The sequence below is a fragment of the Streptosporangium lutulentum genome (assembly GCF_030811455.1).
Classification (GTDB): domain Bacteria; phylum Actinomycetota; class Actinomycetes; order Streptosporangiales; family Streptosporangiaceae; genus Streptosporangium; species Streptosporangium lutulentum.
On the sequence record NZ_JAUSQU010000001.1, the window covers coordinates 8,951,333 to 8,976,503 of the forward strand.

Genomic DNA, 25,171 nt, shown 5'->3' on the forward strand with positions numbered 1-25,171 from the left:
AGTGAGCGAACCGGCAGGCGCGAAGGTCTGGCCGTACGGTCGACCGAGGAGGCCGGGTGAGCCGTGCGTCGCGGGCGAGCAATCGCCTCGCCGTCCGATACTTCGACGACCGGATCCTGCTTACCGAATCGTCGGTGTGGGCCTACTTCCGGCTGCCCACGGTGAGCTATGAGTTCGTCACGCCCGAGGAGCGGGAGGCGCTGGCCACCAACATCACGATCGCGCTGGCCACGATCAGGATGCCGGACGCGGAGGTTCACCTGCGTGTGGCGCACCGCACCTATCCTGCGGCCGAGTGGGCGATGGCGCTGAACGCCACCTCCGACGAGGGCGCCGGCTGGCGCGACTACCTGGAGGAGATGTACCGGCACGTCTGGGCCAAGGACTTCTGGAGCAAGGAGGTCTATCTCGGCGTACGGCTCGGCGCCCGCGGGCGGCAACTGGGCGAGGGGGTGCTCTCCCAGCTCCTGGGCTTCTACCAGCGCAGCGAGAAGGCCCTGGGCATCGAGGACGACCACGTCCCGACGGCCGAGATCGCCCGGTGGACCGAGCAGGCGGAGCGGCTCGGCAGGGCGTTGTCGTCCAGCGCCCTGTACGCCAGGCACGCCACCTCGGCCGAGATCGCCTGGCTGTTCCAGCACGCCGCGACCGGTTCCCTGGGTGACCCGCCGGCCTCGGCCAGTCCCAAGCGGCGGTGGGGCAGGGGCGAGATCGAGTCCCTGGTCGAGGGGCAGATCCACAACGGCAGGTCGCTGCTGCGGATCGAGCAGACATACGGCGACTCCTACGTCGCGCACCTGTCCTTCGCCCGGTTCCCCGACCTCATGCCGTTCCCCGACGGCGAGCCGTGGATGCACTTCGCCGACCAGATGCCCTTCCCCGTGGAGGTCAGCTCAAGGATGCGGCTGATCCCGCCGGTGAAGGCCAGCAAGGACGTGGCGCGCAAGCTCGCCCACGCCCGTGACATGGACATCCACATCCGGGAGGCGGGAGCGGAGGCGCCGCTGGCGCTGGCCGAGCAGATCGACGCGGCCAGGATGCTGGAACACGGCATCACCAAGGAGCGCCTGCCCTTCGTGTACGGCTGGCACCGGCTGATCGTGTCCGCCCCGACCGAGGAGATCTGCGTGCAGCGGGTCGAGGCGGTCGTGGAGCACTACCGCGACATGGGCATCGATATCGTCAGCTCCACGGGCGACCAGTTCTCGCTGTTCTGCGAGACCCTGCCGGGCGAGAAGGTCCGCGTCAACGCCTACGCCCAGCGGCAGCCGCTGCGCACCATCGCGGGCGGCATGGCGACCGCCACCGTGGACCTGGGCGACCGGGTCGACGAGAGCAACGCCGGCTGGATGGGACCGTACATCGGGGAGAGCCTGGGCCGTGCCCGGAGCATCGTGCACTTCGACCCGCTGGTGGCGGCCACGCGTAACCGGCCGACGGCCATCGCGATCACCGGTGAGCCGGGCGGAGGCAAGACCACGCTGGCGCTGCTGATGATCTATCAGATGGCGCTGCGCGGTGTGACGATCGCGGTCATCGACCCCAAGGGCGACGCCGACTCCCTGGTGCAGTTGCTGCAGAGCCGGGGCAGGAAGGCGCGGATCATTCCTCTCGGTTCGGCCGCGCCGGGCCTGCTCGACCCGTTCTCGTTCGGCGACGACCTCGCGGCCAAGAAGACGATGGCCACCGAGACCCTGCGCCTGCTGCTGCCGCGCATGTCGGAGGAGCGCGAGTCGGCCATGATCCAGGCGGTCGCGGCGGTCTCGAACGCCGAGGATCCCTCCCTGGGCAAGGTCGTCGACTTCCTGGAGCACACCGAGGACGCCGCCTCGAAGAACCTGGGCGCCGTGCTCCGCTCGATGTCGGAGATGCACCTCGCCCGGCTCTGCTTCGACCCCTCCGGCGGCGACCAGATCGACACCGAGGGCTGGACCACGGTCTTCACCCTCGGGGGCCTGACCCTCCCCGACGCCTCCACCGGACGTGACGACTACTCCTACGAGCAGCGGCTGTCGGTGGCGCTGCTCTATCTGGTCGCGCAGTTCGCGCGGGGCCTGATGAACGGCCTGGACCGGCGGACCCCCAAGGCGATCTTCCTGGACGAGGCGTGGGCGATCACCTCCACCCCCGAGGGCGCCAAGCTGGTGCCCGAGGTGAGCCGGATGGGCCGTTCCCGCAACACCGCGCTGGTCCTGGTCTCGCAGAACGCCGGCGACCTGCTGAGCGAGCAGGTGACGAACTGCCTTTCCTCGGTGTTCGCGTTCCGGTCCACCGAGCGGGTCGAGGTGGAGCACGTGATGGCGTTGCTCGGGGTCGAACCCTCCGAGGAGCACAAGGCGGTGCTGCGCTCGCTGGGCAACGGCGAGTGCGTCTTCCGGGATCTGGACGGCCGCGCGGGCCGGATCGGGGTGGACCTGATCTCCGATGACCTGCTGCGCTGGCTCGATACGAATCCGACCCACGACAAACCCGATGAGAACGTGCATGATCTGCTCGGGGGCGACAGAGTCAGTAGGCCGGGGGCTGCGGCGCTGGAGGTGCGGTCATGATGGGCTCCCGCAAAGGGCTGAAGAGTTCGGGCGCAGGGCCGAAAGGCTCCGGCAAGGAGAAGAAGGGCTCCCGCAGGAGGCGGCTGGGCAGGCGGATCGCCATCGGGCTGGTGGTCCTGTCCGCCTTTCTCGCGCTGCCGCTGGTGTTCCCGGCGGAGACGTCCACCGCCGTCGCCGCCGCGCCCTGCGACCTCTCGCCGGACCTGGCTCCCGAGATCGTCGGCGGAGGCGTGGACGGACTGCTCCAGCCGCCGCCTCCGGACGCGCCCGCAGCGGGTGCCCCGGCCGCCGCCCCGGCGGCGCCCGACCCCGCCGCGCAGGGCAACTACGCCAGGTACGGCATGAGCGGCCAGTTCTGGCACACCCACCTGCTCGGCTGTGACGACGTCGCCGCGGTGATGGGCAACGCCATGGCCAACACCGTCTTCTCCTGGGCCAAGGCCCTGGACCGGCTGACCATCACCACCTACCAGGCCGCGGCCACCGAGGGCCCGCTGGACTCGATCAAAAACGTCGTCGACGACATCGTGACCCGCCTGTCCGACGCGCTGTACTGGCCCTACCTGCGGCCGATCGTGATCCTCGGGGCCATCTGGCTGGCCTGGTACGGCCTGATCCGCAAGCGTGCGACCACGACCGCCGAGGGCGTCATCTGGATGGTCCTCGCGGTGACCGTGGCGGTCTGGTTCTTCAGCCGCCCCGGTGACTTCACCGGGCTCGGCAAGACCGTGACCGACGCGACCGGAGAGGTCGTCAACTCCGCCTTCTCCGGGCTGCCCGGTGCCGGCGGGGCGACGTGCATACCGGGCAAGGACGATGCCAACCCCCAGGCCAAGGCCGGCGGATACGGGCAGCAGGGCGTTCCCGGCGTCGACCAGAACGCCGACGCGCTCTGGTCCATCCTGGTCTGCAAGCCGTGGCTGATGGGCGAGTTCGGCACGGCCGACCCTAACGCCCCCGTGGTGAAGACGATGGCGCCCAGGCTGCTGGACATCCAGGCGCTCGACGCGACCGAGCAGCAGGCCACCGAGACCATCGGCACCAGTGCCCACCAGGCGCGGTACACAACGGAGGTCGCGGACAAGCTGCAGAACACCCCGATCTTCTTCCTCTTCCAGGGCAAGGACTGGACGAACCGGCTGGGGGTCGCGATCGGCGCGCTGATGGCAGCGCTGATCGCCGGGTTGCTGATCTTCCTGGTGGCGATCTCGCTGCTGGCGCTCAAGGTCGGATTCCTGCTGTTACTGATACTCGCGCCGGTCTTCCTGCTGATCGGCGTCCATCCGGGGTCCGGCCGCATCATCGCCATGCGCTGGGTGGAGATGGTGATCGGCACCCTGCTCAGGCAGGCGGTGCTCGCCCTCGTCCTGGGCGTGCTGATCTACGGATACGCGTTGATCATCTCCATGGCGATGCCATGGGGCATGCAGGTCATGTTCATGGCGCTGCTGACGATCGCGGTGTTCTTCTACCGGCGGCCGTTCCAGCACCTGTTCTCGTCCATGGACGGGCACACGCTCACCACCCGGATGCTGGGCGAGGCGGCCAGCGCTCCGACCCTGCAGAGGGCGGCGGGCGCGCTGCCACCGGTCGCGGCGGCCAGGGCGGGCCGCTGGGGCATGCGGAAGGCGGAGCCCGTGCTGCAGGCGGCGGCGATCGCCGGCGGCGCCTCCGTCGCCACGGCGGCCGCGACGGTCGCGCAGGGCAAGGTACGCGGCGAGGAGGGCGGCGGCTCGGCGACGGGCACCCCCTCGGGCGCCCGCGTCCCGGCCGGCGCGCAACCGGCGCCGCTGGACACCGACGCGCAGGCGGGCGGCCGGCGCAAGAACACGGGCCGTCCGGTGACCGCGGCGCGTCCGGGCGCGGCGCCGCCGCTCAACCTCTCCGGTGCGGGTAAGGCGGGCAGCACGACTCCGACCAGGTCCGGAGGTTCTCCCGCACGCGGCGGGGGCGGCTGGTTCAGCGGTCGCTCCGGCGGCTGGGCTCCCCAGGGCGGTTCGGGGTCGGGCGGCGGATCCTCCGCGGCTCCCTCCTCGGGCGGCAGGTCCTCCATCCCCTCCTCCGGCGGCGGGAGATCCTCGGCGCCCTCGGGCGGCGGGTCCTCCGCGCCTTCCCTGGGCGGCAGGTCCTCCGCGCCCTCCTCTGGAGGCGGCCGGTCGGGCGGGAGCATCTTCGGAGGCGGCGGTTCGCGTCGTTCGGAGTCCGGTTCGTCGCGAGGCGGCTCCGGCTCGGGATCGCAGAACGGCGGCTCCCGGAACCCCTCTCGGTCCGGCGGCAGCATCTTCGGAGGCGGCTCGGGTTCCTCGCGGTCCGGTGGCAGCGTGTTCGGCGGCGGTTCCGGCGGCTCCGGTGGTTCTTCGAGGTCCGGAGGCTCTTCGCGGTCCGGCGGTTCCTCGCGGTCCGGCAGCAGCGTGTTCGGCGGCGGCTCCGGTGGCTCTTCGAGAAACGACGGGGCGGGGCGCCAGGACAGGTCCGAGGCGCCTCCGCTCTGGGTGCCCAAACGGTCGGAGCGAGGCAGGGAGGCCGATGAGGCGGCCGCGCCGTTCTGGCTCCGCCCACGTAGCAAGGATTGACGATGAACGAAGGCGGCAACCGGCGAGGACTCGTCTTCGCGGTGCTGGTGGCGATGCTCGCCGCGGTCGGGATCTATCTGACCATGGGCTCGGGTTCCGGCGGCGAGCAGCAGGAGTCGGCCGAGCCGGTGGGCGTGAGCCGTACCGTGCCCGGATCGCCGGAGCCGGTGGGCGCCGAGTCGCCGCGTCCGTCGGCGACGGCCAGCGACGCGCCCTTCGACGTCTACTCCTACCTGCCGATGAACAAGCAGGAGCTGGCCGCCGCCGCCGACTTCGCCCAGCGGTTCACAGCCGAGTACGGCACGTTCAGCTACGACGAGGACCCGGCGGCCTACGGCAGCCGGCTGGAGGGATACACCACGGCCGAGTTCGCCGACGTGCTGCTGCGCACGGTCACCTCACCGGGCATCGTCGAGGCGAACAAGGCCGACCAGGTCGTCTCGGTCGGGGCGGCGCGGGTGAAGTCGATCCGGCAGGTGAACAGCGCCTCGGTGGTCTTCGTGGTCGTCGGCACCCAGAACGTCACGGCCAAGAGCGGGGTGAAGGAACGGGTCGAGGAGTACGCCGTCACACTCATCGAGGTCGGCACCGACTGGCGGGTCCACGACCTACAGCCGGCGGACTCCGGCCAGGAGGGAGACGACCAGCCCGTGGAGACCGGCGGAACGGAATGAACGGCGGAACCGTATGACGGACAACAAGAAGGTCCGCCTCGCGCTCATCTTCGCCGTGGCGCTGCTCTGCCTGGTCACACTGGTCATGGCGCCGATGTTGATGATGAGCGGCTTCCCGTCCCTCACCGGGCAGCAGGCGGCCGACTGCGAGGAGAACGCCCAGGCTTCGGGCGACGAGTCCGAGACGGCGGCGTCCGACATCCCCGAGGAGTATCTGAAGCTTTACCGTGAGCACGGCGAGAAGGTCGGCGTGCAGTGGAACGTGCTCGCCGGGGTCGGCAAGCGCGAGACCAACCACGGCCGCTCCACGCTGCCCGGCGTGCAGAGCGGCACCAACTACGCCGGGGCCGCCGGTCCGATGCAGTTTCTGATCAGCACGTGGGGCGGCAAGGCGAAGATTAAAATTCCGTCCCAGTTCAACGGTTACGCCTCCGACGGCGACGGAGACGGCTGGGCCGATGTGTACAACCCGGCGGACGCCATTCTAGGCGCGGCGAAGATGCTCAAGCGGAACGGCGCGCCGGAGGATGTGCGGCGCTCGCTGTTCGTCTACAACCGGGCCTGGTGGTACGTGGACCAGGTCATGGAGATCGCCGGGAAGTACGCCAAGGACGGCGAGGTCAGCGTTCCGCCGCAGGCGCAGGGGGTCTGTGACGGCACCCTCCTGGAGGCGGCGCCGAGCGGCACGGTCGCCGGGATCATGCAATACGCACTGGCCCAGCGTGGCAAACCCTATATCTGGGGTGGCACGGGGCCTGCGGGCTACGATTGCTCGGGGATCATCTACATGGCCTACCGGAGCGTCGGCCTGACCATTCCCCGCACCACATTCGGTCAGTGGCCGTTCGGGGTGGACGTTCCAGCGGGGCAGGAACAGGCCGGGGACCTGGTCTTTTTCAACTCCGGTCCGGGTACGGGCCCCAACAATCCCGGGCACGTGGGCATGGTGGTCTCACCCGGCAAGATGGTCGAGGCCAGGTGCACCCTGTGCGGGCCGATCAAGGTCACGTCCTACAGGGAACGGACCGGCATCATGGGGTTCACCCGGCCGCTGCAGAATCCTCAGGTCCTCGCCCAGCTCAAACTGAAGGAGCAAGGTTGACACCATCGGATCCCAAGATCGTTGTGGGGGCCGCGATCGTCGACGCCGCCGGGAGGCTGCTCGCCGCCCAGCGTGCGGAGCCGCCCGAGCTGGCCGGCGGGTGGGAGTTCCCCGGCGGGAAGGTCGACCCGGGAGAAGACGATCACACGGCGCTGGTCCGGGAGTGCCAGGAGGAGCTCGGGGTCCTGGTCAAGATCGGCGAGCAGATCGGCGGCGACTGGTCGCTGGCGGGCGGTCACGTTCTCAGGGTCTGGCTGGCGGAGATCGCGGAGGGGGAGCCGGAGGCCAGGGAGCACCTGGCTCTGCGTTGGCTCAGCGTTGACGAGTTCTATGACGTGCCGTGGTTGCCGGCAGACCTTCCGATCGTGCGGGCCTTTCAGGAGTACCTCAACGAGCATTGAGGGGAAACTCTGCGCCACACATCGATTACTGTAAGTGTCGATGTTGCATGTCCGTATCGGGGGATCGGAGAAGTGCAGTGACCGAATGGTGGCGAGGTGCCCGGTTCATATCAGCGGTGGGAACGGGGGTGCTCCTCCTGGGCGGCCCGTCGGCGGTATACGCCGACGGACCGCCGGGATCCGGCTCGTTTCCTCTCGACCTGACGACCGGCTCCAGCGCGGGGGCGCGATGGCAGCCCTCCGGCGACATGGTCCGGTTCCGGGTGCGCGTGGAGGGGCCGGGGACCGACGCGCGGCTGGCGGTCGTCACGACGCCCGCCGGCGCGCTCAGGGGCATCGAGTGCCCCGACGCGACAGGCAGCCGGGTGCCTCTCCCGGAAGGCCTGCAGGTGTGCAGGGTGGGTGACGTCGGCCAGGGCAAGTCCGTGGACGTACTGCTCGACATGCCGGAGAACACGCAAGACGTCACGCTGACCGCCGTGACCCGGATGCGGGCGCCCGGCGGCGAGATGGTGACCAGGAAAGCGGAGAGCACGGTCCGGAGCCAGGCCGCCGTCCCCGAGACGGAGGCAGGTGAGCAGGCCGGGGAAGAGGCCCGCTCCGACATGCTCAACCCCGGGCCCGGCGTGGTTCCCAGGCTCCCGGGGGTCTTCGACGCCCCGAACGGCTTGGGAGCCTTCGGGATGCGCGAGACGGCGCCCAAGATGCCTGAGCTCTCCGAGGCCGAGACGGCCGACATCCTCAAGGCGCCCGAGAGCTCCACCGAAGGACTCGTCACCGCGGACGGCACGAGCGCCGCGGACGGCACGGGTGCCGAGGGCGGTGCGGGTGTCGCGGACGATACGAGCGCCGCGGACGCGGAGAAGGCGGCCCTGGCCGCCATCGTGGAGGTCCTCGACAGGTCGTTCCCGCCGGCGAACGCTCCGGTGGAGGCCGGGGCGCCGGCGGCCGAGAGCCGGACGCCTTCGGCTCCGGCGGAGGCGGTCGCGCCGTTGGGCACGCCGGCGGACGAGACCGCGGGAGTCCCGGTGGGCCCGCGGGCGCAGACCGTGCCATCGGACCCGCGGGCGGAGGCCGCTCAGGGCGGCCCCCAGGCGGGCGAGAGCGCGCCGGTGCTTGGGCCCCCCGCACCTCAGGGAACGGCCCCGCGTCCCGAAGGGGGGCCGGGAGTCCTTCCGCGCCCCGAGGCGGCGCCGGGAGCCGGGCAACTCGCGCCGAAGCCTCCGGTCTCGGCGGACTTCGGAAGCATGGCGCCGGGCGCCGCGCCGGACCCGAAGGCGGGCCTGCCCGGCGGTGCGGGGCAGGGCGGCTCGGGAGGAGCCAAGGGGCACCCTCCCATGCTCCGCAAGCCGGGGATGACGGGTGGAGGGGTCAAGGGCCCGGCGGCCGGGCGGCAGATGCCCATGCCGCAGATGCCCCAGATGCCCATGCCCCAGATGCCGATGCCTCCGATGGCCGGGCCGCAGATGGCTCCACCACAGATGATCGTGCCGCAGATGGTCGGACCGCAGATGGCGCCCCCGGCGGGGCTGATGGGACCGATGGGACCGATGCCGCCGGCCGGGCAGGGAATGGCGCCCAACCCGATGAACGGCTCCGCCATGCAACTGCCGCCGGCGATGCCGTCACCGGCGTCGGTCATGTCGCAGCCGCTGGGAACCACGGCCGACGCGCAGCTCCAGGGAGCGCCGCTTCCCCGGGACGTGGACGGTCCGAACACGGACATCACGCCGGCCGCCCAGTCGAGTTCGCTGCTCACAGGGATGCGGGGCCTTCCGGCGGTGGGGATCGCGATGGCGGCACTGCTGGGGCTGCTCTGGCTGCAGATGAAGATAAGGCGTCGCCGCGCAGCGCGACCCGTTTTGTAAAAGGCGCTTTGCTGTTACTTTTGCCCAACTAGTATCTCCTTGGCATGTTTGTATGGGGATTTCTCGGAGGGCACCGGTGACGCGAGCACGGCGTACGGCAGCTGTCACCGCCGTTGTCATGTCCCTGGGACTGAGCGGAGCAGTACTGCTCGCAGTCGCTCCGCTCGTCGGTCCCCTTCGGGCGGACGCGGCCGTCAGGATGGTCGCGGCGGAGCCGTCGCCGATTCCCTCGTCGATCCCGGGATGCGACGCCGATCCGGCGGGTCCGTGTGATGAGGAGCCCACCCCGGTCGTCACCGTCACGACCACCCTCCCGGAGGAACCCCCCGCCACCTCCCCGGTGCCGCAGAAGACCGTGACCACCACGATCACGGTCCCGGGGACGACGCCTCCCGCGACCACGGCCCCGCCGGCGACGAACCTTCCGGTCGAGCCGCCGCCCACGGCGGCGCCCGTCGTCCCGCCTCCGGCCAACACGCCGCCGCCGAGCGAGGAGCCGGAGGTCGAGTTCCCTCCTTCTTCCGAGGAACCGACCATCCCCGCCGTCACGCCGCCGCCGAGCGACACCCCCACGGCGGCGGTGGAGACCGCACCGCCGACCTCCGAGCTCTATGAGATCCGCAACGCGGGCTCCGAGTTCGACGGCGCCGGGCTGAGTCGCCAACTCGGCATCCCGGCGCTGATCCTGGTCCTGATGGTGCTGTTCGCCGTACTGATCTTCGAGGGCAGGCTGCGCCGTTTGACCCACGCCGCCGCCATCCGCCGGGCCGGTCCCCGAGGGCTGTCCCGCGATCCCATGGGATATCCCGCGGGTCCCGGCTACGGATCAGCACCGGGCTACCCGCACGGGGCCTACCAGGGCGGTACGGCCTACGCTCCGATCATCAGCTTCGTTCCGATGCAGATGTACGCCCCCGTCTACCCCGAGGGCTACTCGCCGGAGCAGTACGACCAGTCGTACGCCCAGACCCCGGAGCAGTACCAGCAGCAGTACGGGCAGGTACCCGAGCAGTACCAGCAGTACGGCCAGCAGACGGCCCACATGCCGGCACCGGGTCACGAGCAGACGGCCCGCGGCCCGGAGGGCCACGACGCCCCGCCGTCCGCCTCGCCTGACCAGGGCGTTCCGCCGTACGGCGGCCCCGGCCTCCAGGGAGATCGTTTCCTGCGGGAGCCGCGTGAGATCCAGGGAGCACCGTTCCCCCACGAGCCCGGAGAGTTCCCCGGGGCACCGGAGCCGGTGTGGCCCGGTGACGAACGGCCCTCCGATCGCCTCCCTGATGATCTGCCCGGTTCGGAGCCTCAGGGCGGCCGGCCCTCGCAGAGATCCGGCGAGCCCTCCGCGTTCGACGCCGCGCCTCAGGGAGACCGTTCCCCGCAGGGGCCGACGGGTCAGGACGGCCCCGGCCAGGAGCCGTTCGCGGGTCCGAAGCCTCCCGCCGACCCCACCGGCACGGCGGTCTACCCGCTTCCCGGCCAGGACGTGGACAAGAAGAAGCGCGGTCTGTTCCGCCGTTCCAAGTAACCCTGTCCGACGATCGGCCGGGGTCTCCGATCAGATGAACGGTGCCGGCCCGTCCGCCGCCCCGGCCGGGGAAGGCGCTCCCCCTCGGTGAGGACGCGGGAGGGTTTCGGGCATGGCCGCGCGGATACGGCGTCGCGCCATCTCGAGTCCTGCCTGAGCGGGGGTGACACCGAGATCATCCGCGGTCTTCAGGAGGTCGGCGACGGTGCCCTCGATGGCGTTGACCCGGGCGAGGGCCTGGTCGACGCCGAGGCCGTGCAGTTCGGTGGTCATCGCGTTGATGACACCGCCCGCGCTCGCGATGTAGTCCGGGATCCAGACGATGCCCCGCTGGTGCAACAGCTCGGAGACCTCGGGGGTGTCGAGCTGGTTGTTCGCCGGTCCGGCCACGGCACGGCAGCGCAGATCCCGTACGGCCCGCGTGGTGAGCACGCCGCCGAGGGCGGCGGGGATCAGAATGTCGACGTCCGCGGAGACGATCTCTTCGGGGCTCCGCCAGGCCGCGCCGAGTTCCTCGGCGAGCTCCCTCTTGGCGGTGTCGATGTCGGTGACGGTCAGCTCGACTCCCTCGGCGGCCAGCAGGCGGGCGAGGTGTTCCCCCACGTGGCCCAGGCCGATCAGAGCCATGCGACGGCCTTCGAGGTCACCGTCGCCGTACAGGCGTCGGCCGACGGCACGCAGCGCGGCGAGCGTCCCCCGCGCGGTGTGCGGGGACGAGTCGCCGCTTCCGCCCAGGTCCTCCGGTTTGCAGAACACATGTGGGGTGACCTCCCCGATCACCGCCATGTCGGCAGGAGCGGTCCCCACGTCCGGGCCGACCGCGTACACCCCGCCCATCGAGTCGATCACGTCGGCGACGTCGTACAGGACGTCGCGGCGCCGGGCCGGATCCAGCCGCGTGCCTTGCGGCAGGGCCACGACGGTCTTTCCGCCGCCACCGGCCAGCCCGGCCGCCGCGAACTTGAGTGTCATCGCGGCTGACAGGCGAAGAGCGTCGGCAAGGCCGTCGCGCCAATCGGGGTATCTCCAGAGCCGGAGCCCGCCCGCGGCCGGGCCCAGTGCCGTGGAGTGAAGAGCGAGGATGACCGGCAGGCCGGAGCGCGGGCCCCGCCGGATGAGGATCTGTTCGTGGTCCAGCATGAGCATGCCTTTCTTGCGGATTCAGCCGAAGATAACCGAACCCGCCGGACGTTTGCCGTGCTCATAGGGCTTCTACCGAACGATTGGTTGAAAAAAGCAGTAATATGCCGGTCGTGGATGAACTTGATTCGGAGATTGTGCGGCTTCTCCAAACGGATGCGCGGCAGTCCAACCGTGAGCTCGCCCGCAAGCTCGGCGTGGCCCCCTCCACCTGCCTGGAACGCGTCCGCGCGCTCACCCGCCGGGGCGTCATCCGTGGCTACCACGCGGACATCGACCCCGCAGCACTCAACCGCCGGGTCCAGGCCCTGGTGTCGGTTCAGGTCCGCCCGCTCAGCCGCAGCGTCATCGACGCCTTCAAGGACTTCGCCGGAGGGCTTCCCGACGTCCTCAGCGTCTTTGTGCTCTCCGGCGGTGACGACTTCGTCCTCCACGTCGCCGTCCAAGACCTCGACAGCCTGCACGCCTTTCTCACCGACCGGCTCAGCAAGCGCCGGGAGGTCACCGGATTCCGCACATCGATGATCTTCCAGCAGGTCGGCAACACCGCCCCCGCCCGCCTCCCCGATCCCTCGTAGGTCCCGTTCCCCGCCGCGACGCGGGCCTTCGACGCCGGCGGAAAACGCGGCAGCGCCGGTCGCGAACCTCCGCGACCGGCGCTGCCGGAGATGTCAGCTGTTCGAGCCGGAACGCTTGAAGATCTTGTTGCCCAGCCAGACCAGTGGGTCGTACCTGCGGTCGACGACGCGCTCCTTCATGGGGATCAGCGCGTTGTCGGTGATCTTGATGTGCTCGGGGCAGACCTCGGTGCAGCACTTGGTGATGTTGCAGTAGCCGAGGCCGTGCTCCTCCTGCGCGGAGTCCTTGCGGTCGGCCACGTCGTAGGGGTGCATGTCCAGCTCGGCGATCCGCATGAGGAAACGCGGACCGGCGAAGTTGGTCTTGTTCTCCTCGTGGTCACGGATGACGTGGCAGACGTTGTTGCACATGAAGCACTCGATGCACTTGCGGAACTCCTGGGACCGCTCGACGTCGATCTGCTCCATGCGGAACTCGCCCGGCTTCACCTCCGCCGGAGGGGTGAAGGACGGGATCTCCCGCGCCTTCTTGTAGTTGAACGACACATCCGTGACCAGGTCCTTGATCACCGGGAACGTCCGCATGGGCGTCACCGTGACCGTCTCGTCCTCCGTGAAGGTGGACATCCGGGTCATGCAACCGAGCTTGGGCCTGCCGTTGATCTCCATGGAACAGGAGCCGCACTTGCCCGCCTTGCAGTTCCAGCGGACCGCGAGGTCGGGGGCCTGGGTGGCCTGGAGCCTGTGGATGATGTCGAGGACGACCTCACCCTCGTTCACCTCGACGGTGAAGTCTTCGAGCTTGCCTTCGCCGCCCTCGCCCCGCCACACGCGGAACTTCGCCTTGTAACTCATGGTTACTCCTTGGCCAGCGCGTCGAAGGCGGCCAGCTCTTTCTCGGTGATGTACTTCTTCAGCTCGTCGCGGTCGAACAGCTTGATCAGGTCATCGCGCATCGGGGGCTGAACCTTCTCCTCGACGGTCACCTCCGAGCCGTCCGGGGTGAGCGCGCAGAGCAGGATCTTGGTTCGCCACTCGGGCGACATGCCCGGGAAGTCGTCACGGGTGTGACCGCCGCGGCTCTCCTGACGGAGCAGAGCCGCCTTGGCCACGCACTCGGAGACGAGGAGCATGTTGCGCAGGTCGAGCGCGAGGTGCCAGCCGGGGTTGTAGATCCGGCTGCCGGCCGCGCCGACGCCCTGGGCCCGCTCCTTGAGCTTCTCCACCGACTCCAGCGCCTCGGAGACCTCTTCCTCCTTGCGGATGATGCCCACCAGCTCGTTCATCGTGCGCTGCAGCTCGTGGTGGACCTCATAGGGGTTCTCGCCGGCACGCTGCAGGGGGGCCAGCGCCTCCGCCTTCGCGTCGCTCACCGCCTCCTCGGAGACCTTCGGACGGCCTTCGAGCCCGTTCACGTACGAGGCGGCGCCGGCGCCCGCGCGGCGGCCGAACACCAGGAGGTCGGACAGCGAGTTGCCGCCGAGCCGGTTGGAGCCGTGCATGCCGCCGGAGACCTCGCCGGCCGCGAACAGGCCGGGGACGGCCGCCGCCGCGGTGTCGGCGTCGACCTCGACGCCACCCATGACGTAGTGGCAGGTCGGGCCGACCTGCATGGCCTCCTTGGTGATGTCGACGTCGGCCAGCTCCTTGAACTGGTGGTGCATCGACGGCAGTCGCCTGATGATCTCCGCGGAGGGGAGCCGGGTGGAGACGTCGAGGTAGACGCCGCCCTGGGGTGATCCGCGACCCGCCTTCACCTCGGAGTTGATGGCTCGCGCCACCTCGTCGCGAGGGAGCAGCTCCGGAGGACGGCGGTTGTTGGCCTGGTCGGTGTACCAGCGGTCGCCCTCCTCCTCGGTGGTGGCGTACTGGGCCTTGAACACCTCGGGGATGTAGTCGAACATGAAGCGCTTGCCCTCGGAGTTTCTCAGCACCCCGCCGTCGCCGCGGACGGACTCGGTGACGAGGATGCCGCGGACCGAGGGGGGCCAGACCATCCCGGTGGGATGGAACTGGATGAACTCCATGTTGATCAGGTTCGCCCCAGCCAGCAGCGCCAGCGCGTGACCGTCCCCGGTGTACTCCCACGAGTTGGACGTGACCACGTAGGACTTGCCGATGCCGCCGGTGGCCAGCACGATCGCGGGGGCGTCGAACAGGATGAGCTTGCCGTTCTCACGCCAGTAGCCGAAGGCGCCGGAGATCGCGCCGTTCGGGCCGTGCGCCGGGTTCATGTCCTTCAGCAGGCGGGTGACCGTACATTCCTGGAAGACCTTGATGTACGCCTCGGGGTCGCCGTGCAGCTTCTCGTCCTCCTGCTGGAGCGCGACCACGCGCTGCTGCAGGGTACGGATCAGCTCCAGGCCGGTACGGTCGCCGACGTGTGCCAGCCGCGGGTATTCGTGCCCGCCGAAGTTACGCTGGCTGATCTTGCCGTCCTTGGTGCGGTCGAACAGCGCGCCCCAGGACTCCAGCTCCCAGACCCGGTCCGGGGCCTCCTTGGCGTGCAGCTCGGCCATCCGCCAGTTGTTGAGGAACTTGCCTCCGCGCATGGTGTCGCGGAAGTGCACCATCCAGTTGTCTTTGCTGTTGACGTTGCCCATGGCGGCGGCGGCGCCGCCCTCGGCCATGACCGTGTGCGCCTTGCCGAACAGCGACTTGCAGACGATCGCCGTTCGCTTGCCCTGCTGGCGGGCCTCGATGGCCGCCCGCAGGCCGGCACCACCGGCGCCGATGACGACGACGTCGTATTCGTGACGCTCGATTTCCACTGGTGATCCTTATGCGAACGGGAAGGCGATGATGCCCTTGGCGACCAGGCGGACGTAGAGGTCGGCGCCCATGACGGAGAACATGGAGACCAGCGCGAGCTCCTGGTGCTTGGCGTTGAGCTTGGAGACCACGTTCCAGGCCCTGTACCGGACGGGGTGCTTGGAGAAGTGGTTCAGGCGTCCGGCCGTGATGTGGCGGCAGGAGTGGCACGACAGCGTGTACAGGTTGATGAGGATCGCGTTGACGATCAGGATCCAGGTGCCCAGGCCGTCGGGCTTCTCGATCAGGGCCTTCACCGCGTCGTAGGCGAGGATGAGGCCGACGACGATCGCCGCGTAGAAGAAGTAGCGGTGGACGTTCTGCAGGATCAGCGGGAAGCGCGACTCACCGGTGTACTTCTTGTGGGGCTCGTTCACCGCGCACGCCGGCGGGGACAGCCAGAAGCCCCGGTAGTAGGCCTTGCGGTAGTAGTAGCAGGTGAACCGGAACCCGGCGGGAAGGCCGAGGATCAGCAGCCCCGGGGGTAGCGTGTACCAGTCGCCGAAGGGCGCGAAACCGAAGATCCGTGCCCCTTCCGGGCAGCTCGTCGCAAGACAGGGCGATGCGAACGGCGCGTGGTACGGGGCCGTGAAGTAGCTTGTATCGAAGATCGCCCACGTGGCGTAGACGAGGAATGCCATGAAGATGATGAAGGTGATCAGTGGATAGCGCCACCACGGATCAGTTCTTAACGTGCGCTCCTTGATCTGTGCGCGCTGTCGTCTGGCCGGGCTGTCGGCCGTTGTCTGGGTCATCAAGACCTCTCCACCTCCCGCGGACCTCGCTCGCCAAAGAGGTCCGGGTCGTTTCAGTTGTGCCGCTCATTTGTGCCGCGCGCTAGGCCATCGTCGCGCCGGCTCACACGTGCGCGCGCATATTGGTGGGGATACGTTACGACGCAGCCCGGGTATTAGGTGAGCAAGGTCACTCACATTTTCACTACTCCGGTGTGATTCCTGTCACGTTGACCACGAAGCAGCTGTGCAGTTGTCAGTGTCTCACAGTATGGACATCGTCGAGGAGTTCCTCGACCGCCAGGTCAGCGGACCTGCCGACCCCGTGCTCGCCGGGTCGGGGATGCTCACCGGTCAGTAGTGCTGGCCGGAATTGGGCAGCTTGACCACTGTCACGAAGAAGTCGTCGATCCGCCGGACCACGCTGATGAACTGCTCGAAGTCCACCGGCTTGGAGACGTACGCATTAGCATACAAATTGTAACTGCGCAGGATGTCTTCTTCGGACTCCGACGTCGTCAGCACGACAACCGGGATCCCGCGGAGCTTCTCGTCCGCCTTGATGTCCTGGAGCACCTCCCTGCCGTCCTTACGGGGCAGGTTGAGGTCCAGCAGGATCAGGTCAGGCCGGGGCGCGTCGGCGTAGGCGCCCTCCTTGCGGAGAAAGGCCATGGCCTGTTCGCCGTCGTTGACCACGTGAAGCTTGTTCCTGACCTTGTTGAGCTCGAATGCCTCCCGCGTCAGCAGGACGTCGCCCGGGTCGTCCTCGACCAGGAGTACATCGATCCAGCGCAGGTCATTCATCGGTTTCTCCAGGAGGAAGCGTCCAGCGGAAAGTCGTTCCGGCCTTGCCGGGTTCATCATCGTCCACCCAGATGCGGCCACCGTGGTACTCGACGATTTTCTTACACAGTGCCAAACCGATGCCGGTTCCCGCGTACGCGTCACGTCCGTGCAGGCGCTGGAAGATCAGGAAGATCCGGTCGGTGTACTTGCTCTCGATGCCTATCCCGTTGTCCGTGCAGGAGAACTCCCACATGGCGCCGTCGCGCCGTACCCCGATGTGGATCTTCGGTGGCTCCTGGGAACGGAACTTGATCGCGTTGCCGATGAGGTTCTGGAAGAGCTGGGTGAGCTGCGCCCGGTTGCCGTGCACCACGGGCAGATCGTCGGAGGTCACCGTCGCGCCCGTGTCCTCGATCGGCGCGCCGAGGTTGTTCAGCGCGGCCTTCAGCGGCACGTTGGCGTCGATCCTGGTCTGCTCGCCGCCGATCCTGCCGACCCGTGAGAAGTCGAGCAGGTCGTTGATCAGGAGCTGCATGCGCTTGGCGCCGTCGACGGAGAAGGCGATGTACTGCTTGGCCCGGTCGTCGAGCTGGTCCCCGTAGCGCTGCTCCAGCATCTGCGTGAAGCTGGCCACCTTGCGCAGCGGTTCCTGCAGGTCGTGGCTGGCCACGTAGGCGAACTGCTCCAGCTCGCCGTTGGAGCGACGCAGCTCCGTCGCCTGTTCCTCCAGCTTGGCCTGTGTCTCGGACGCCCGGCGCCACTCGCTGAGGATGCGGCGGCGCATCGCGTCCACGTGGCCGGAGAGCTCGGCGAGCTCGGCCGGATGCTCGACCTTGAGCTTGTGGTCGAAGTCTCCCTGGGCGACCGCGCGAACCTGCCCGTTCAGCTCGGCCAGCGGGCGGAGCACGGTGTGGCGCACGATGAACACGGCGGCGATCCCGGCCAGGAGCAGCGCCGCCGCCACCCCGCCGAGCGCGACGTAGAGAGCCTGCCAGCCCCGTTCGAGCCGGGCACTGCCCATCGTGTGCAGCCGGTTCATGTGGGCCTGGAGCACCGCGAGCGAATGGCGGACCTCGTTGAACCGTGCGGCGTTGACCGGCGCGTTCTGCCGGTTGGAGGCCTCGGTCTTCATGGTCGGCACGGAGGCGATGACCTGCTCCGCGTAGTCGCGCCGCCAGGCGTCGCCCGCCGCCTTCAGCCGGGCCACCTCGGCGCCCACGACGGACTTCTCCGGCATCCGGGGCATCAGCTCGCCGAGCACGGCCAGCGCGGAGACCTCCACGGCGATCGCCCTCCTGTAGTCCTGGAGAGCCGTCTCCTCGTTGGTCCTGCCGTACGCCCGCACCGCGCTCTCCTGCGAGGTCAGCGCGTTGGAGATCTCCAGGACCCGCAGCGCCGCGGGGTCGACGACGTCGACGACGTCGACCCTGGCCGCGCGTGTCCTCATGAGCGAGGTGATCGTGATGGCGGCCGCGAGCGTGAAGACCAGCGCGACGACCGCTCCGGAGAACAGGAACCAGCGGCCCAGGGGCAGCTTTCCGAAACCCGTCGCGGGGGTGGGCGTGGGCAGGGGGTGCGGACGGGTGAGGTCGGTCATCGTCGCTCGCTCCGTGAGATGAGCACGGTCGCCAGGTCGTCGCTGAGCGCGTCGCGGTTCAGCTCGATGACCCGCTCGATGAGACGGTCGAGCTGGATGCCCCCCTGCTCGCGGACCAGGTTGAGCAGGCCCTCGGTGCCGAGCAGATCGGGCCCGCCGCCCACGGTGGCCTCGATCAGGCCGTCGGTGTAGAGGAGTATCGACCATTCGCCGCCGAGCGGCACCTCAAGCTCCAGCCACTCCACGTCCTGGAAGATCCCCAGGGGCGGTCCCGAGGGGGTGCCGGGCACCACCTCGATCACGCCGTCGCGGATCAGCAGCGGCGGAGGATGACCGACCACGTGCATCCGCACGTGGTCGAGCGCGGGGTCGATGGTGGCGATGCAGAGCGTGGTGAAGATCTCCGCCGACTTGCGCTCCAGGCGGAGCACCGAGTCGAGGGTGCGCAGCAGGTCGTTTCCGGTGTGCCCGGACAGGACGAGGGTCCGCCAGGCGATCCTGAGCGCGACCCCCAGCGCGGCCTCGTCCGGGCCGTGCCCGCAGACGTCGCCGACCACCACGTGCACGGCGCCGTCGGCGGTCTGCACGGTGTCCCAGAAGTCACCGGCGAGCAGGGCGCGCCGCCGGCCCGGCAGGTAGCGGGCCTGGTGATCCAGGGATCCGGGGGCCAGCACCGGGATCGGCAGGAGCCCGCGCTCCAGACGGGAGTTCTCCTTGGTCAGCAGCTCCGCCTCGACCAGCCTGCGCTGGGCCAGGTCGGCGCGCTTGCGCTCGATGGAGTAGCGGATCGCCCGCGCCAGCAGCCGGGCCTCCACATCCTGCTTGACCAGGAAATCCTGGGCGCCCGCGGCCACGGCCGCCGCGCCCACGTGGGTGTCGTTCAGCCCGGTCAGCACGAGCACGGCGGCGTGCGGCGCCATCGAGAGCACCTGCTCCAGCGCCTCAAGGCCGGTCGCGTCGGGCAGCGAGAGGTCGACGAGCACGCAGTGCACGTCCTCGGTCAGCCGGACCCGGCTCTCCGCCAGGCTGCGTACCCAGATGATTTTGGGTGGGTCGTCCGCCTCGCCGAGCAACTCCTCCACAAGGAAGGCATCGCCCGCGTCGTCCTCGATGAGGAGCAGTGTGAGCGTGTCATTGGCAGGGGCGGTCACGGACGCCTCTTCGTGAGATCGGGGACACCTATTAACGGTACGCAGAATAGTGTGACACCGGCACTTACAGGGTGTTGATCAATCCCTCGATTTCGCGCGGCGGCCTGCGAGTCTTCGGACGGACCGGCGAGCTCCGGACGTTCCGGGGAGAGGACGTCGCGATCGATGGAGAGAACCCTCCCGGAGGAGTGACGGAAATGAGGCGTCCAGGTCGCGTCGGCGTCGAATCCGTGTGAGCCGACGCTCTCTCCGGCCGGTGCTCCAGGTCACGGCCCGTCCGGCCTCGGGCGGAGACGCACGGGGAAGGCGCGGTGAGGCGGGAGCCGTGCGGATCACGTCGTGGTGATCAGGTCGAGTCCCTGGGGGAGGCTTCCTTCGCGGGCGGCCTCGGCGAGGAAGAAGAGCAGGGTCGAGCGGAAGGCCTGGGCCGCGCGGGTGGGCTCGACGTCCTTGCGGTGGGCGATGGCGATGGTACGGCGCAGCCCGGGAGGCGCCAACGGGATTCCGGTCAGGCCCGGACGGCCGTCCAGGACCATCGAGGGGACCAGCGCGATCCCCAGCCCGGCCTCCACGAAGCGCAGCACGGCGTCCATCTCGCCGCCCTCCACCGCGAACCTGGGCTCGAACCCGGCCTGGCGGCAGGCGCTGATCGTGGCCTCCCGCAGGTCGTAGCCCCGGCGGAACATCACCATCGGCCGCCCGCGCAGCTCCTCTATCCGCACGTACGGCTTGCGCACATGGGGTGAGGAGGGGGAGACGACGACCAGGTTCTCCCGCAGGATCTCCTCGGTGACCAGCGCGGGGTCGTCGTTCTGCAACGGCATGATGATCAGCGCCAGGTCGAGCTGGCCCCGGGCGAGGGTGCGGACCAGGTCGCGGGAGCCGCCCTCCTCCACGAACAGCTCGATGCCGGGATAGGCGTCGTGGAACCTGGCCAGTGCGTCGGCCAGCAGCCCCGCGCAGACCGAGGGGGTGGCGCCCAGCCTGACCCGGCCACGGCGCAGCCCGGCCAGTTCGCCGACCTCGCTCCGCGCGGTCTCGGCGTCGGCCAGCATCCGGCGGGCCAGCGGCAGCAGCGCCTCCCCGGCGGGGGTGAGGGTGACGTTCCCCCGGGCACGACTGAACAGCGGCGCGCCGAGTTCGGCCTCCAGGGCCTTGATCTGCTTGCTCAGCGACGGCTGGGCGACGCGCATCCGCTCGGCGGCCTGGGTGAAATGGCGTGTCTCGGCGACCGCCACGAAGTAGGCCAATTGCTGGAGCTGCACGTTCCCCTAGCGTACGGACCGCTCGGCCGCGGATCCGGGGCGCCCCCGGCCTGGGAGAGAATGTGAGATTGCTCGCACAGCCCGGCGACGCCCGAGGACGGAAGCGGCACGGACGCACAGGTAATAGCCAGAGGCTATGGAAACCACATCCATGATGACTTGGACGCGATAAAGACGCCTACCTAGCGTCACATGTGTGACTGCCACGATTGAGCGCGGATCCGCCACCGCGCCGGTTAATCCCCGGGGAAACACCCCTGCCAAGACCACAGCGCCCAGGAAGTCCGGTCGGTTCCTGGCCTCCACCAACGGGAAAAAGGCCGTGATGGCGGTCACCGGCGCCATCCTGGTGCTCTTCCTCATCGGCCACATGGCCGGCAACCTCAAGAGCTTCTTCGGTGCCGAGACCTTCAACGCCTACGCGGAGTTCCTGCGGACCATGGGCGAGCCGATCCTTCCCCGCCGGGTCCTGCTGACCGTGGTCGAGGTCGTCCTGACCGTGGCGATCGTCCTGCACATGTGGTCGGCGATCTCCCTGGCCCGCCGGGCGAGCAAGGCCCGCCCGGTCAAGTACGCGGCCAAGCGCAAGTCCCGGGCGAGCGGCTACGCCGTGCACACCATGCGCTACGGCGGCGTGGTCATCGTCCTGTTCGTGATCTGGCACCTGCTGGACCTCACGTTCGGCACGGTCAACCCGGCGGGCTGGGACGGCACGCCGTACGAGCGGCTGGTTCAGGGCTTCGCCCCCTCGCGCTGGCCGGTCACCCTCTTCTACGCGCTCGCCGTGATCATGGTCGGCCTGCACCTGCGGCACGGACTGTGGAGCGCCTTCCAGACGCTCGGCCTGGCGGGCGGGCGCAGCTACCGGGCGCTGAAGGGCACCGCCGCCGCGATCTCCGTGGTGATGGTCCTCGGCTTCCTCGCGGTGCCCGTCGCGATCCTGGCCGGAGTGATCAAGTGAGTGAACGGCGGAACACGGGCGAACCCGGCGCAGTGAACGAATCCGGCGCGATGAGCGCAGCGGCGATCGCCGCGAGGCGGGCCTTCCGTGCAGCGAACGAGGAGTGTTGAGCGAAAAATGATCACGCAGTACACCGAGGGCGAGCCGATCCGCGACACCAAGGCTCCCGACGGGCCGATCGAGGACCGCTGGGAGAAGCGCAAGTTCAGCGCCAAGCTGGTCAACCCCGCCAACAAGCGCAAGCTCAACGTCATCGTCATCGGCACCGGCCTGGCGGGCGGCTCGGCCGCCGCGACCCTCGGCGAGCTCGGCTACAACGTCAAGTCGTTCTGCTACCAGGACTCGCCCCGCCGCGCCCACTCCATCGCGGCCCAGGGCGGCATCAACGCGGCCAAGAACTACCGCGGTGACGGCGACTCGATCTACCGGCTGTTCTACGACACCGTCAAGGGCGGCGACTTCCGCGCCCGGGAGTCCAACGTCTACCGGCTCGCCCAGGTCAGCGTGAACATCATCGACCAGGCCGTGGCCCAGGGCGTGCCGTTCGCCCGCGAGTACGGCGGCCTGCTCGACACGCGCTCCTTCGGCGGCGCGCAGGTCTCCAGGACCTTCTACGCCCGGGGCCAGACGGGGCAGCAACTGCTGCTCGGCGCCTACCAGGCGCTGGAGCGGCAGATCGCGGCCGGGACCGTGGAGATGCACACCCGCCACGAGATGCTCGATCTGATCGTCTCCGACGGCCGGGCGCGCGGCGTCATCGTCCGCGACATGGTCACGGGTGAGATCGAGCGGCACCTGGCCGACGCGGTCGTGATGGCCAGCGGCGGTTACGGCAACGTGTTCTTCCTGTCCACCAACGCCAAGGGCTGCAACACCACGGCGATCTGGCGGGCGCACCGGCGCGGCGCGATGTTCGCCAACCCCTGCTACACCCAGATCCACCCGACCTGCATCCCCGTCAGCGGCGACTACCAGTCGAAGCTGACCCTGATGTCGGAGTCGCTGCGCAACGACGGCCGGGTGTGGGTGCCGGTCGAGAGGGGCGACACCCGGCCCTCCTCGGAGATCCCCGAGGAGGAGCGCGACTACTACCTGGAGCGCATCTACCCGGCGTTCGGCAACCTGGTCCCGCGTGACATCGCCTCCCGCGCCGCCAAGAACGTCTGCGACGAGGGGCGCGGCGTCGGGCCCGGCGGTCTGGGCGTCTACCTCGACTTCGCCGACGCCATCAAGCGCCTGGGCCGCGACGCGGTGGAGGCGAAGTACGGCAACCTCTTCGAGATGTACGAGCGCATCACCGGCGAGGACCCCTACACCCAGCCGATGCGCATCTACCCGGCCGTGCACTACACGATGGGCGGCCTGTGGGTGGACTACGACCTGCAGTCCACGATCCCCGGCCTGTTCGTGATCGGCGAGGCCAACTTCTCCGACCACGGCGCCAACCGCCTCGGCGCGTCCGCGCTGATGCAGGGACTCGCCGACGGCTACTTCGTGCTCCCGACCACGATCGGGGACTACCTCGCGAACGGTCCCTACGGGGAGGTCGACGAGGAGGCCGTGGCCGAGGCGGAGGTCGCGGTCCGCGACAAGATCAACAGGTTGCTGTCGAACAACGGCGACCGTACCGCCGACTCCTACCACCGTGAGCTGGGCAAGCTCATGTGGGACTACTGCGGCATGGAGCGCACCGAGGAGTCGCTGCGCAAGGCGCTGGAGCGGATTCCGGAGCTGCGCGAGGAGTTCTGGAAGAACGTGAAGGTGTCCGGCGAGGCCGACGAGCTGAACCAGGCGCTGGAGCGGGCCGGCCGGGTGGCCGACTTCTTCGACCTGGCCGAGCTCATGTGCATCGACGCGCTGCACCGCACCGAGTCGTGCGGCGGCCACTTCCGCGCCGAGTCGCAGGACGCCGACGGCGAGGCCCTGCGCGACGACGAGCACTTCGCCTACGTCGCGGCCTGGGAGTACGGCGAGCAGGGCCCGATCCTGCACAAGGAAGACCTCGACTACGAATACGTCAAGATGAGCCAGCGGAGCTACAAGTGAATCTCACCCTCAAGGTCTGGCGTCAGAGCGGACCCCAGGACAAGGGCCGGATGGTCACCTACGGGGTCGAGAACGTGTCCCCGGACATGTCCTTCCTGGAGATGCTCGACGTGCTCAACGAGCGGCTCATCCTGGAGGGCGACGACCCGGTCGCGTTCGACCACGACTGCCGCGAGGGCATCTGCGGCATGTGCGGCATGGTCATCAACGGCGTCGCCCACGGCGAGCAGGTGGCCACCACCACCTGCCAGCTCCACATGCGGCACTTCGAGGACAACGCGGTCATCACCATCGAGCCGTGGCGCGCGGCGCCCTTCCCGGTGGTGAAGGACCTGGTCGTGGACCGCTCCGCGTTCGACCGGATCATCCAGGCGGGCGGCTTCGTCTCCGTCCCGGCCGGATCGGCTCCCGACGCGCACAGCGTCCCGGTGAAGAAGGTCGACGCCGACTCGGCGTTCGACGCGGCCACCTGCATCGGCTGCGGCGCCTGTGTCGCCGCGTGCCCGAACGGCTCGGCCTCCCTCTTCACCGCCGCGAAGATCACCCACCTCAGCCTGCTGCCGCAGGGCCAGCCCGAGCGTGCCTCGCGCGCCAAGGCCATGGTCGAGCAGATGGACGCCGAGGGCTTCGGCGGCTGCACCAACACCGGGGAGTGCACCGCGGTCTGCCCCAAGGGCATCTCGCTGGACACCATCGCCCAGATGAACCGCGACTACCTCAAGGCCTCCAAATAGCCTTCGGGTGACACCGTCGCGCGGGCCGTACTTTCTTGCGAGAAGGTACGGCCCGCGGTCTTTCGGGTTACCGTCGCCGTCGCTTGAGTACGGCCCCTTCCCGGTTTGTGAATCTTCTGGAATCAGAATCACCGCGCCGATATAGTGCGTTTGGCATAGAAGATCATTAAATGTCGCAGGGGGCAGAATGAATCACCCGATGCCAGGTCCCGGGTCGCAGGAGCAGTTCGACCCCGTGGCGCCGGCCAAGCGCCCGACGAGCGTCGTACTCGGGGTCGTCCTCATGGTGCCGGTCTTTCTCGCCTGGCTGGCCGCCGGACCCGCCTGGATGGTCGTCACATCCAACATGGAGGGTGACGGCATGATCCTTTTCTGGATCCTCGGGGTCGCGATCCTGGCCCTCTGTCTGCTCCTGGCGTTCATGGCCGGCGCGGGAATGCTTCAGGCGTGGCGGGGGCAGTCGATGAAAATCTCCATTCCCGCCGGCTTCACGCTTTTCCTGTTCTTCATCTCGGTACTCAACATGATAATCAACGGCAAGATCGACTTTGCTCCGTCGCAGCTCGTTCCCCTTGTCCTCGGTGCTTGCGCCGGTGCCGCGCTCTTCCTGCTCAACGGGGCGAGCGCAAGCGCCTGGTTCGCCCGTTCCGGCCGGCGCTGAGGCGTTCCGGCCGGC

At 69.1% G+C, this 25,171-nt stretch carries 20 protein-coding genes; 12 read left to right on the forward strand and 8 right to left on the reverse strand.

The features are described from left to right. The first annotated feature begins 56 nt into the window (after positions 1-56). The 7 genes from J2853_RS40435 (at position 57) to J2853_RS40465 (ending at position 10,692) form a co-directional block, all read left to right on the forward strand. Positions 57-2,549: an ATP-binding protein gene (locus tag J2853_RS40435; RefSeq protein WP_307566644.1), complete on the forward strand. Its 2,493-nt coding sequence runs from the start codon at positions 57-59 to the stop codon at positions 2,547-2,549. Then, positions 2,546-5,122 (forward strand): type IV secretion system protein, encoded by a 2,577-nt coding sequence (locus J2853_RS40440; RefSeq protein ID WP_307566646.1) that lies wholly within the window; start codon positions 2,546-2,548, stop codon positions 5,120-5,122. The genes J2853_RS40435 and J2853_RS40440 overlap by 4 nt, the downstream gene beginning before the upstream one ends. A 2-nt stretch (positions 5,123-5,124) precedes the next feature. Next, positions 5,125-5,796: a hypothetical protein gene (locus J2853_RS40445; protein ID WP_307566648.1), complete on the forward strand. Its 672-nt coding sequence runs from the start codon at positions 5,125-5,127 to the stop codon at positions 5,794-5,796. A 13-nt stretch (positions 5,797-5,809) separates the two neighbouring features. Then, positions 5,810-6,898, forward strand: a complete 1,089-nt coding sequence (locus tag J2853_RS40450; RefSeq protein WP_307566650.1) for a C40 family peptidase — start codon at positions 5,810-5,812, stop codon at positions 6,896-6,898. Further along, a complete protein-coding gene (locus J2853_RS40455; protein ID WP_307566651.1) occupies positions 6,895-7,299 on the forward strand; it encodes a (deoxy)nucleoside triphosphate pyrophosphohydrolase in 405 nt (134 codons plus the stop codon). The genes J2853_RS40450 and J2853_RS40455 overlap by 4 nt, the downstream gene beginning before the upstream one ends. Before the next feature lie 116 nt (positions 7,300-7,415). Then, the gene (locus tag J2853_RS40460; protein WP_307566653.1) at positions 7,416-9,167 is read left to right on the forward strand and encodes a hypothetical protein; all 1,752 of its coding nucleotides are present in this window, start codon (positions 7,416-7,418) and stop codon (positions 9,165-9,167) included. A 118-nt stretch (positions 9,168-9,285) separates the two neighbouring features. Continuing rightward, positions 9,286-10,692, forward strand: a complete 1,407-nt coding sequence (locus J2853_RS40465; RefSeq protein WP_307566654.1) for an ICP22 family protein — start codon at positions 9,286-9,288, stop codon at positions 10,690-10,692. A 30-nt stretch (positions 10,693-10,722) separates the two neighbouring features. Here J2853_RS40465 and J2853_RS40470 read toward each other — a convergent pair whose 3' ends face one another. Beyond that, positions 10,723-11,832: a Glu/Leu/Phe/Val dehydrogenase family protein gene (locus J2853_RS40470; RefSeq protein WP_307566656.1), complete on the reverse strand. Its 1,110-nt coding sequence runs from the start codon at positions 11,830-11,832 to the stop codon at positions 10,723-10,725. 113 nt (positions 11,833-11,945) lie between these two features. Between J2853_RS40470 and J2853_RS40475 the strand changes: the two genes are divergently transcribed. Beyond that, positions 11,946-12,410, forward strand: coding sequence for an Lrp/AsnC family transcriptional regulator (locus J2853_RS40475; RefSeq protein ID WP_370879489.1), 465 nt, complete (start codon positions 11,946-11,948; stop codon positions 12,408-12,410). 93 nt (positions 12,411-12,503) lie between these two features. Here the strand turns inward: J2853_RS40475 and J2853_RS40480 are convergent, their stop codons facing one another. The 7 genes from J2853_RS40480 to J2853_RS40510 form a co-directional block, all read right to left on the reverse strand. Beyond that, positions 12,504-13,265 carry a succinate dehydrogenase/fumarate reductase iron-sulfur subunit gene (locus tag J2853_RS40480; RefSeq protein WP_307566660.1) on the reverse strand — a complete coding sequence of 254 codons (762 nt, stop codon included), beginning with the start codon at positions 13,263-13,265 and terminating at the stop codon, positions 12,504-12,506. Between the two features lie 2 nt (positions 13,266-13,267). Further along, positions 13,268-15,181, reverse strand: a complete 1,914-nt coding sequence (locus tag J2853_RS40485; protein ID WP_307566662.1) for a fumarate reductase/succinate dehydrogenase flavoprotein subunit — start codon at positions 15,179-15,181, stop codon at positions 13,268-13,270. Between the two features lie 9 nt (positions 15,182-15,190). After that, entirely contained in the window at positions 15,191-15,976 is a 786-nt protein-coding gene (gene sdhC, locus J2853_RS40490) for a succinate dehydrogenase subunit SdhC (RefSeq protein ID WP_307566664.1), read from the reverse strand. 333 nt (positions 15,977-16,309) lie between these two features. Then, the gene (locus J2853_RS40495; RefSeq protein WP_307566666.1) at positions 16,310-16,759 is read right to left on the reverse strand and encodes a response regulator; all 450 of its coding nucleotides are present in this window, start codon (positions 16,757-16,759) and stop codon (positions 16,310-16,312) included. After that, the gene (locus J2853_RS40500) at positions 16,752-18,338 is read right to left on the reverse strand and encodes a sensor histidine kinase (protein WP_307566667.1); all 1,587 of its coding nucleotides are present in this window, start codon (positions 18,336-18,338) and stop codon (positions 16,752-16,754) included. Before J2853_RS40500 ends, J2853_RS40495 begins: the two co-directional genes overlap by 8 nt. Next, positions 18,335-19,489, reverse strand: coding sequence for a PP2C family protein-serine/threonine phosphatase (locus J2853_RS40505; RefSeq protein ID WP_307566668.1), 1,155 nt, complete (start codon positions 19,487-19,489; stop codon positions 18,335-18,337). The genes J2853_RS40500 and J2853_RS40505 overlap by 4 nt, the downstream gene beginning before the upstream one ends. Positions 19,490-19,821: 332 nt before the next feature. Then, positions 19,822-20,754, reverse strand: coding sequence for a LysR family transcriptional regulator (locus tag J2853_RS40510; protein ID WP_307566670.1), 933 nt, complete (start codon positions 20,752-20,754; stop codon positions 19,822-19,824). Positions 20,755-20,950: 196 nt separating this feature from the next. Here J2853_RS40510 and J2853_RS40515 point away from each other — a divergent pair, with 196 nt between their 5' ends. From J2853_RS40515 to J2853_RS40530, 4 genes are all read left to right on the forward strand, one after another. Next, positions 20,951-21,715, forward strand: coding sequence for a succinate dehydrogenase cytochrome b subunit (locus J2853_RS40515; RefSeq protein WP_307566672.1), 765 nt, complete (start codon positions 20,951-20,953; stop codon positions 21,713-21,715). A gap of 117 nt (positions 21,716-21,832) precedes the next feature. Beyond that, on the forward strand, positions 21,833-23,761 hold the full coding sequence (locus J2853_RS40520; RefSeq protein ID WP_307566674.1) for a fumarate reductase/succinate dehydrogenase flavoprotein subunit: 1,929 nt from the start codon (positions 21,833-21,835) through the stop codon (positions 23,759-23,761). After that, positions 23,758-24,495, forward strand: coding sequence for a succinate dehydrogenase/fumarate reductase iron-sulfur subunit (locus tag J2853_RS40525; protein ID WP_307566676.1), 738 nt, complete (start codon positions 23,758-23,760; stop codon positions 24,493-24,495). The genes J2853_RS40520 and J2853_RS40525 overlap by 4 nt, the downstream gene beginning before the upstream one ends. A 235-nt stretch (positions 24,496-24,730) precedes the next feature. After that, positions 24,731-25,156 carry a hypothetical protein gene (locus tag J2853_RS40530; protein ID WP_307566677.1) on the forward strand — a complete coding sequence of 142 codons (426 nt, stop codon included), beginning with the start codon at positions 24,731-24,733 and terminating at the stop codon, positions 25,154-25,156. The last annotated feature ends 15 nt before the right edge of the window (positions 25,157-25,171 follow it).

Bases quoted from the DNA above. Each gene is read 5' to 3' on its own strand.
- J2853_RS40500 (WP_307566667.1), bottom strand. From the start codon at position 18,338: ATGACCGACCTCACCCGTCCGCACCCCCTGCCCACGCCCACCCCCGCG.
- J2853_RS40465 (WP_307566654.1), top strand. From the start codon at position 9,286: ATGTCCCTGGGACTGAGCGGAGCAGTACTGCTCGCAGTCGCTCCGCTC.
- J2853_RS40450 (WP_307566650.1), top strand. From the start codon at position 5,810: ATGACGGACAACAAGAAGGTCCGCCTCGCGCTCATCTTCGCCGTGGCG.
- J2853_RS40445 (WP_307566648.1), top strand. From the start codon at position 5,125: ATGAACGAAGGCGGCAACCGGCGAGGACTCGTCTTCGCGGTGCTGGTG.
- J2853_RS40520 (WP_307566674.1), top strand. From the start codon at position 21,833: ATGATCACGCAGTACACCGAGGGCGAGCCGATCCGCGACACCAAGGCT.
- J2853_RS40470 (WP_307566656.1), bottom strand. From the start codon at position 11,832: ATGCTGGACCACGAACAGATCCTCATCCGGCGGGGCCCGCGCTCCGGC.
- J2853_RS40440 (WP_307566646.1), top strand. From the start codon at position 2,546: ATGATGGGCTCCCGCAAAGGGCTGAAGAGTTCGGGCGCAGGGCCGAAA.
- sdhC (WP_307566664.1), bottom strand. From the start codon at position 15,976: ATGACCCAGACAACGGCCGACAGCCCGGCCAGACGACAGCGCGCACAG.
- J2853_RS40480 (WP_307566660.1), bottom strand. From the start codon at position 13,265: ATGAGTTACAAGGCGAAGTTCCGCGTGTGGCGGGGCGAGGGCGGCGAA.
- J2853_RS40495 (WP_307566666.1), bottom strand. From the start codon at position 16,759: ATGAATGACCTGCGCTGGATCGATGTACTCCTGGTCGAGGACGACCCG.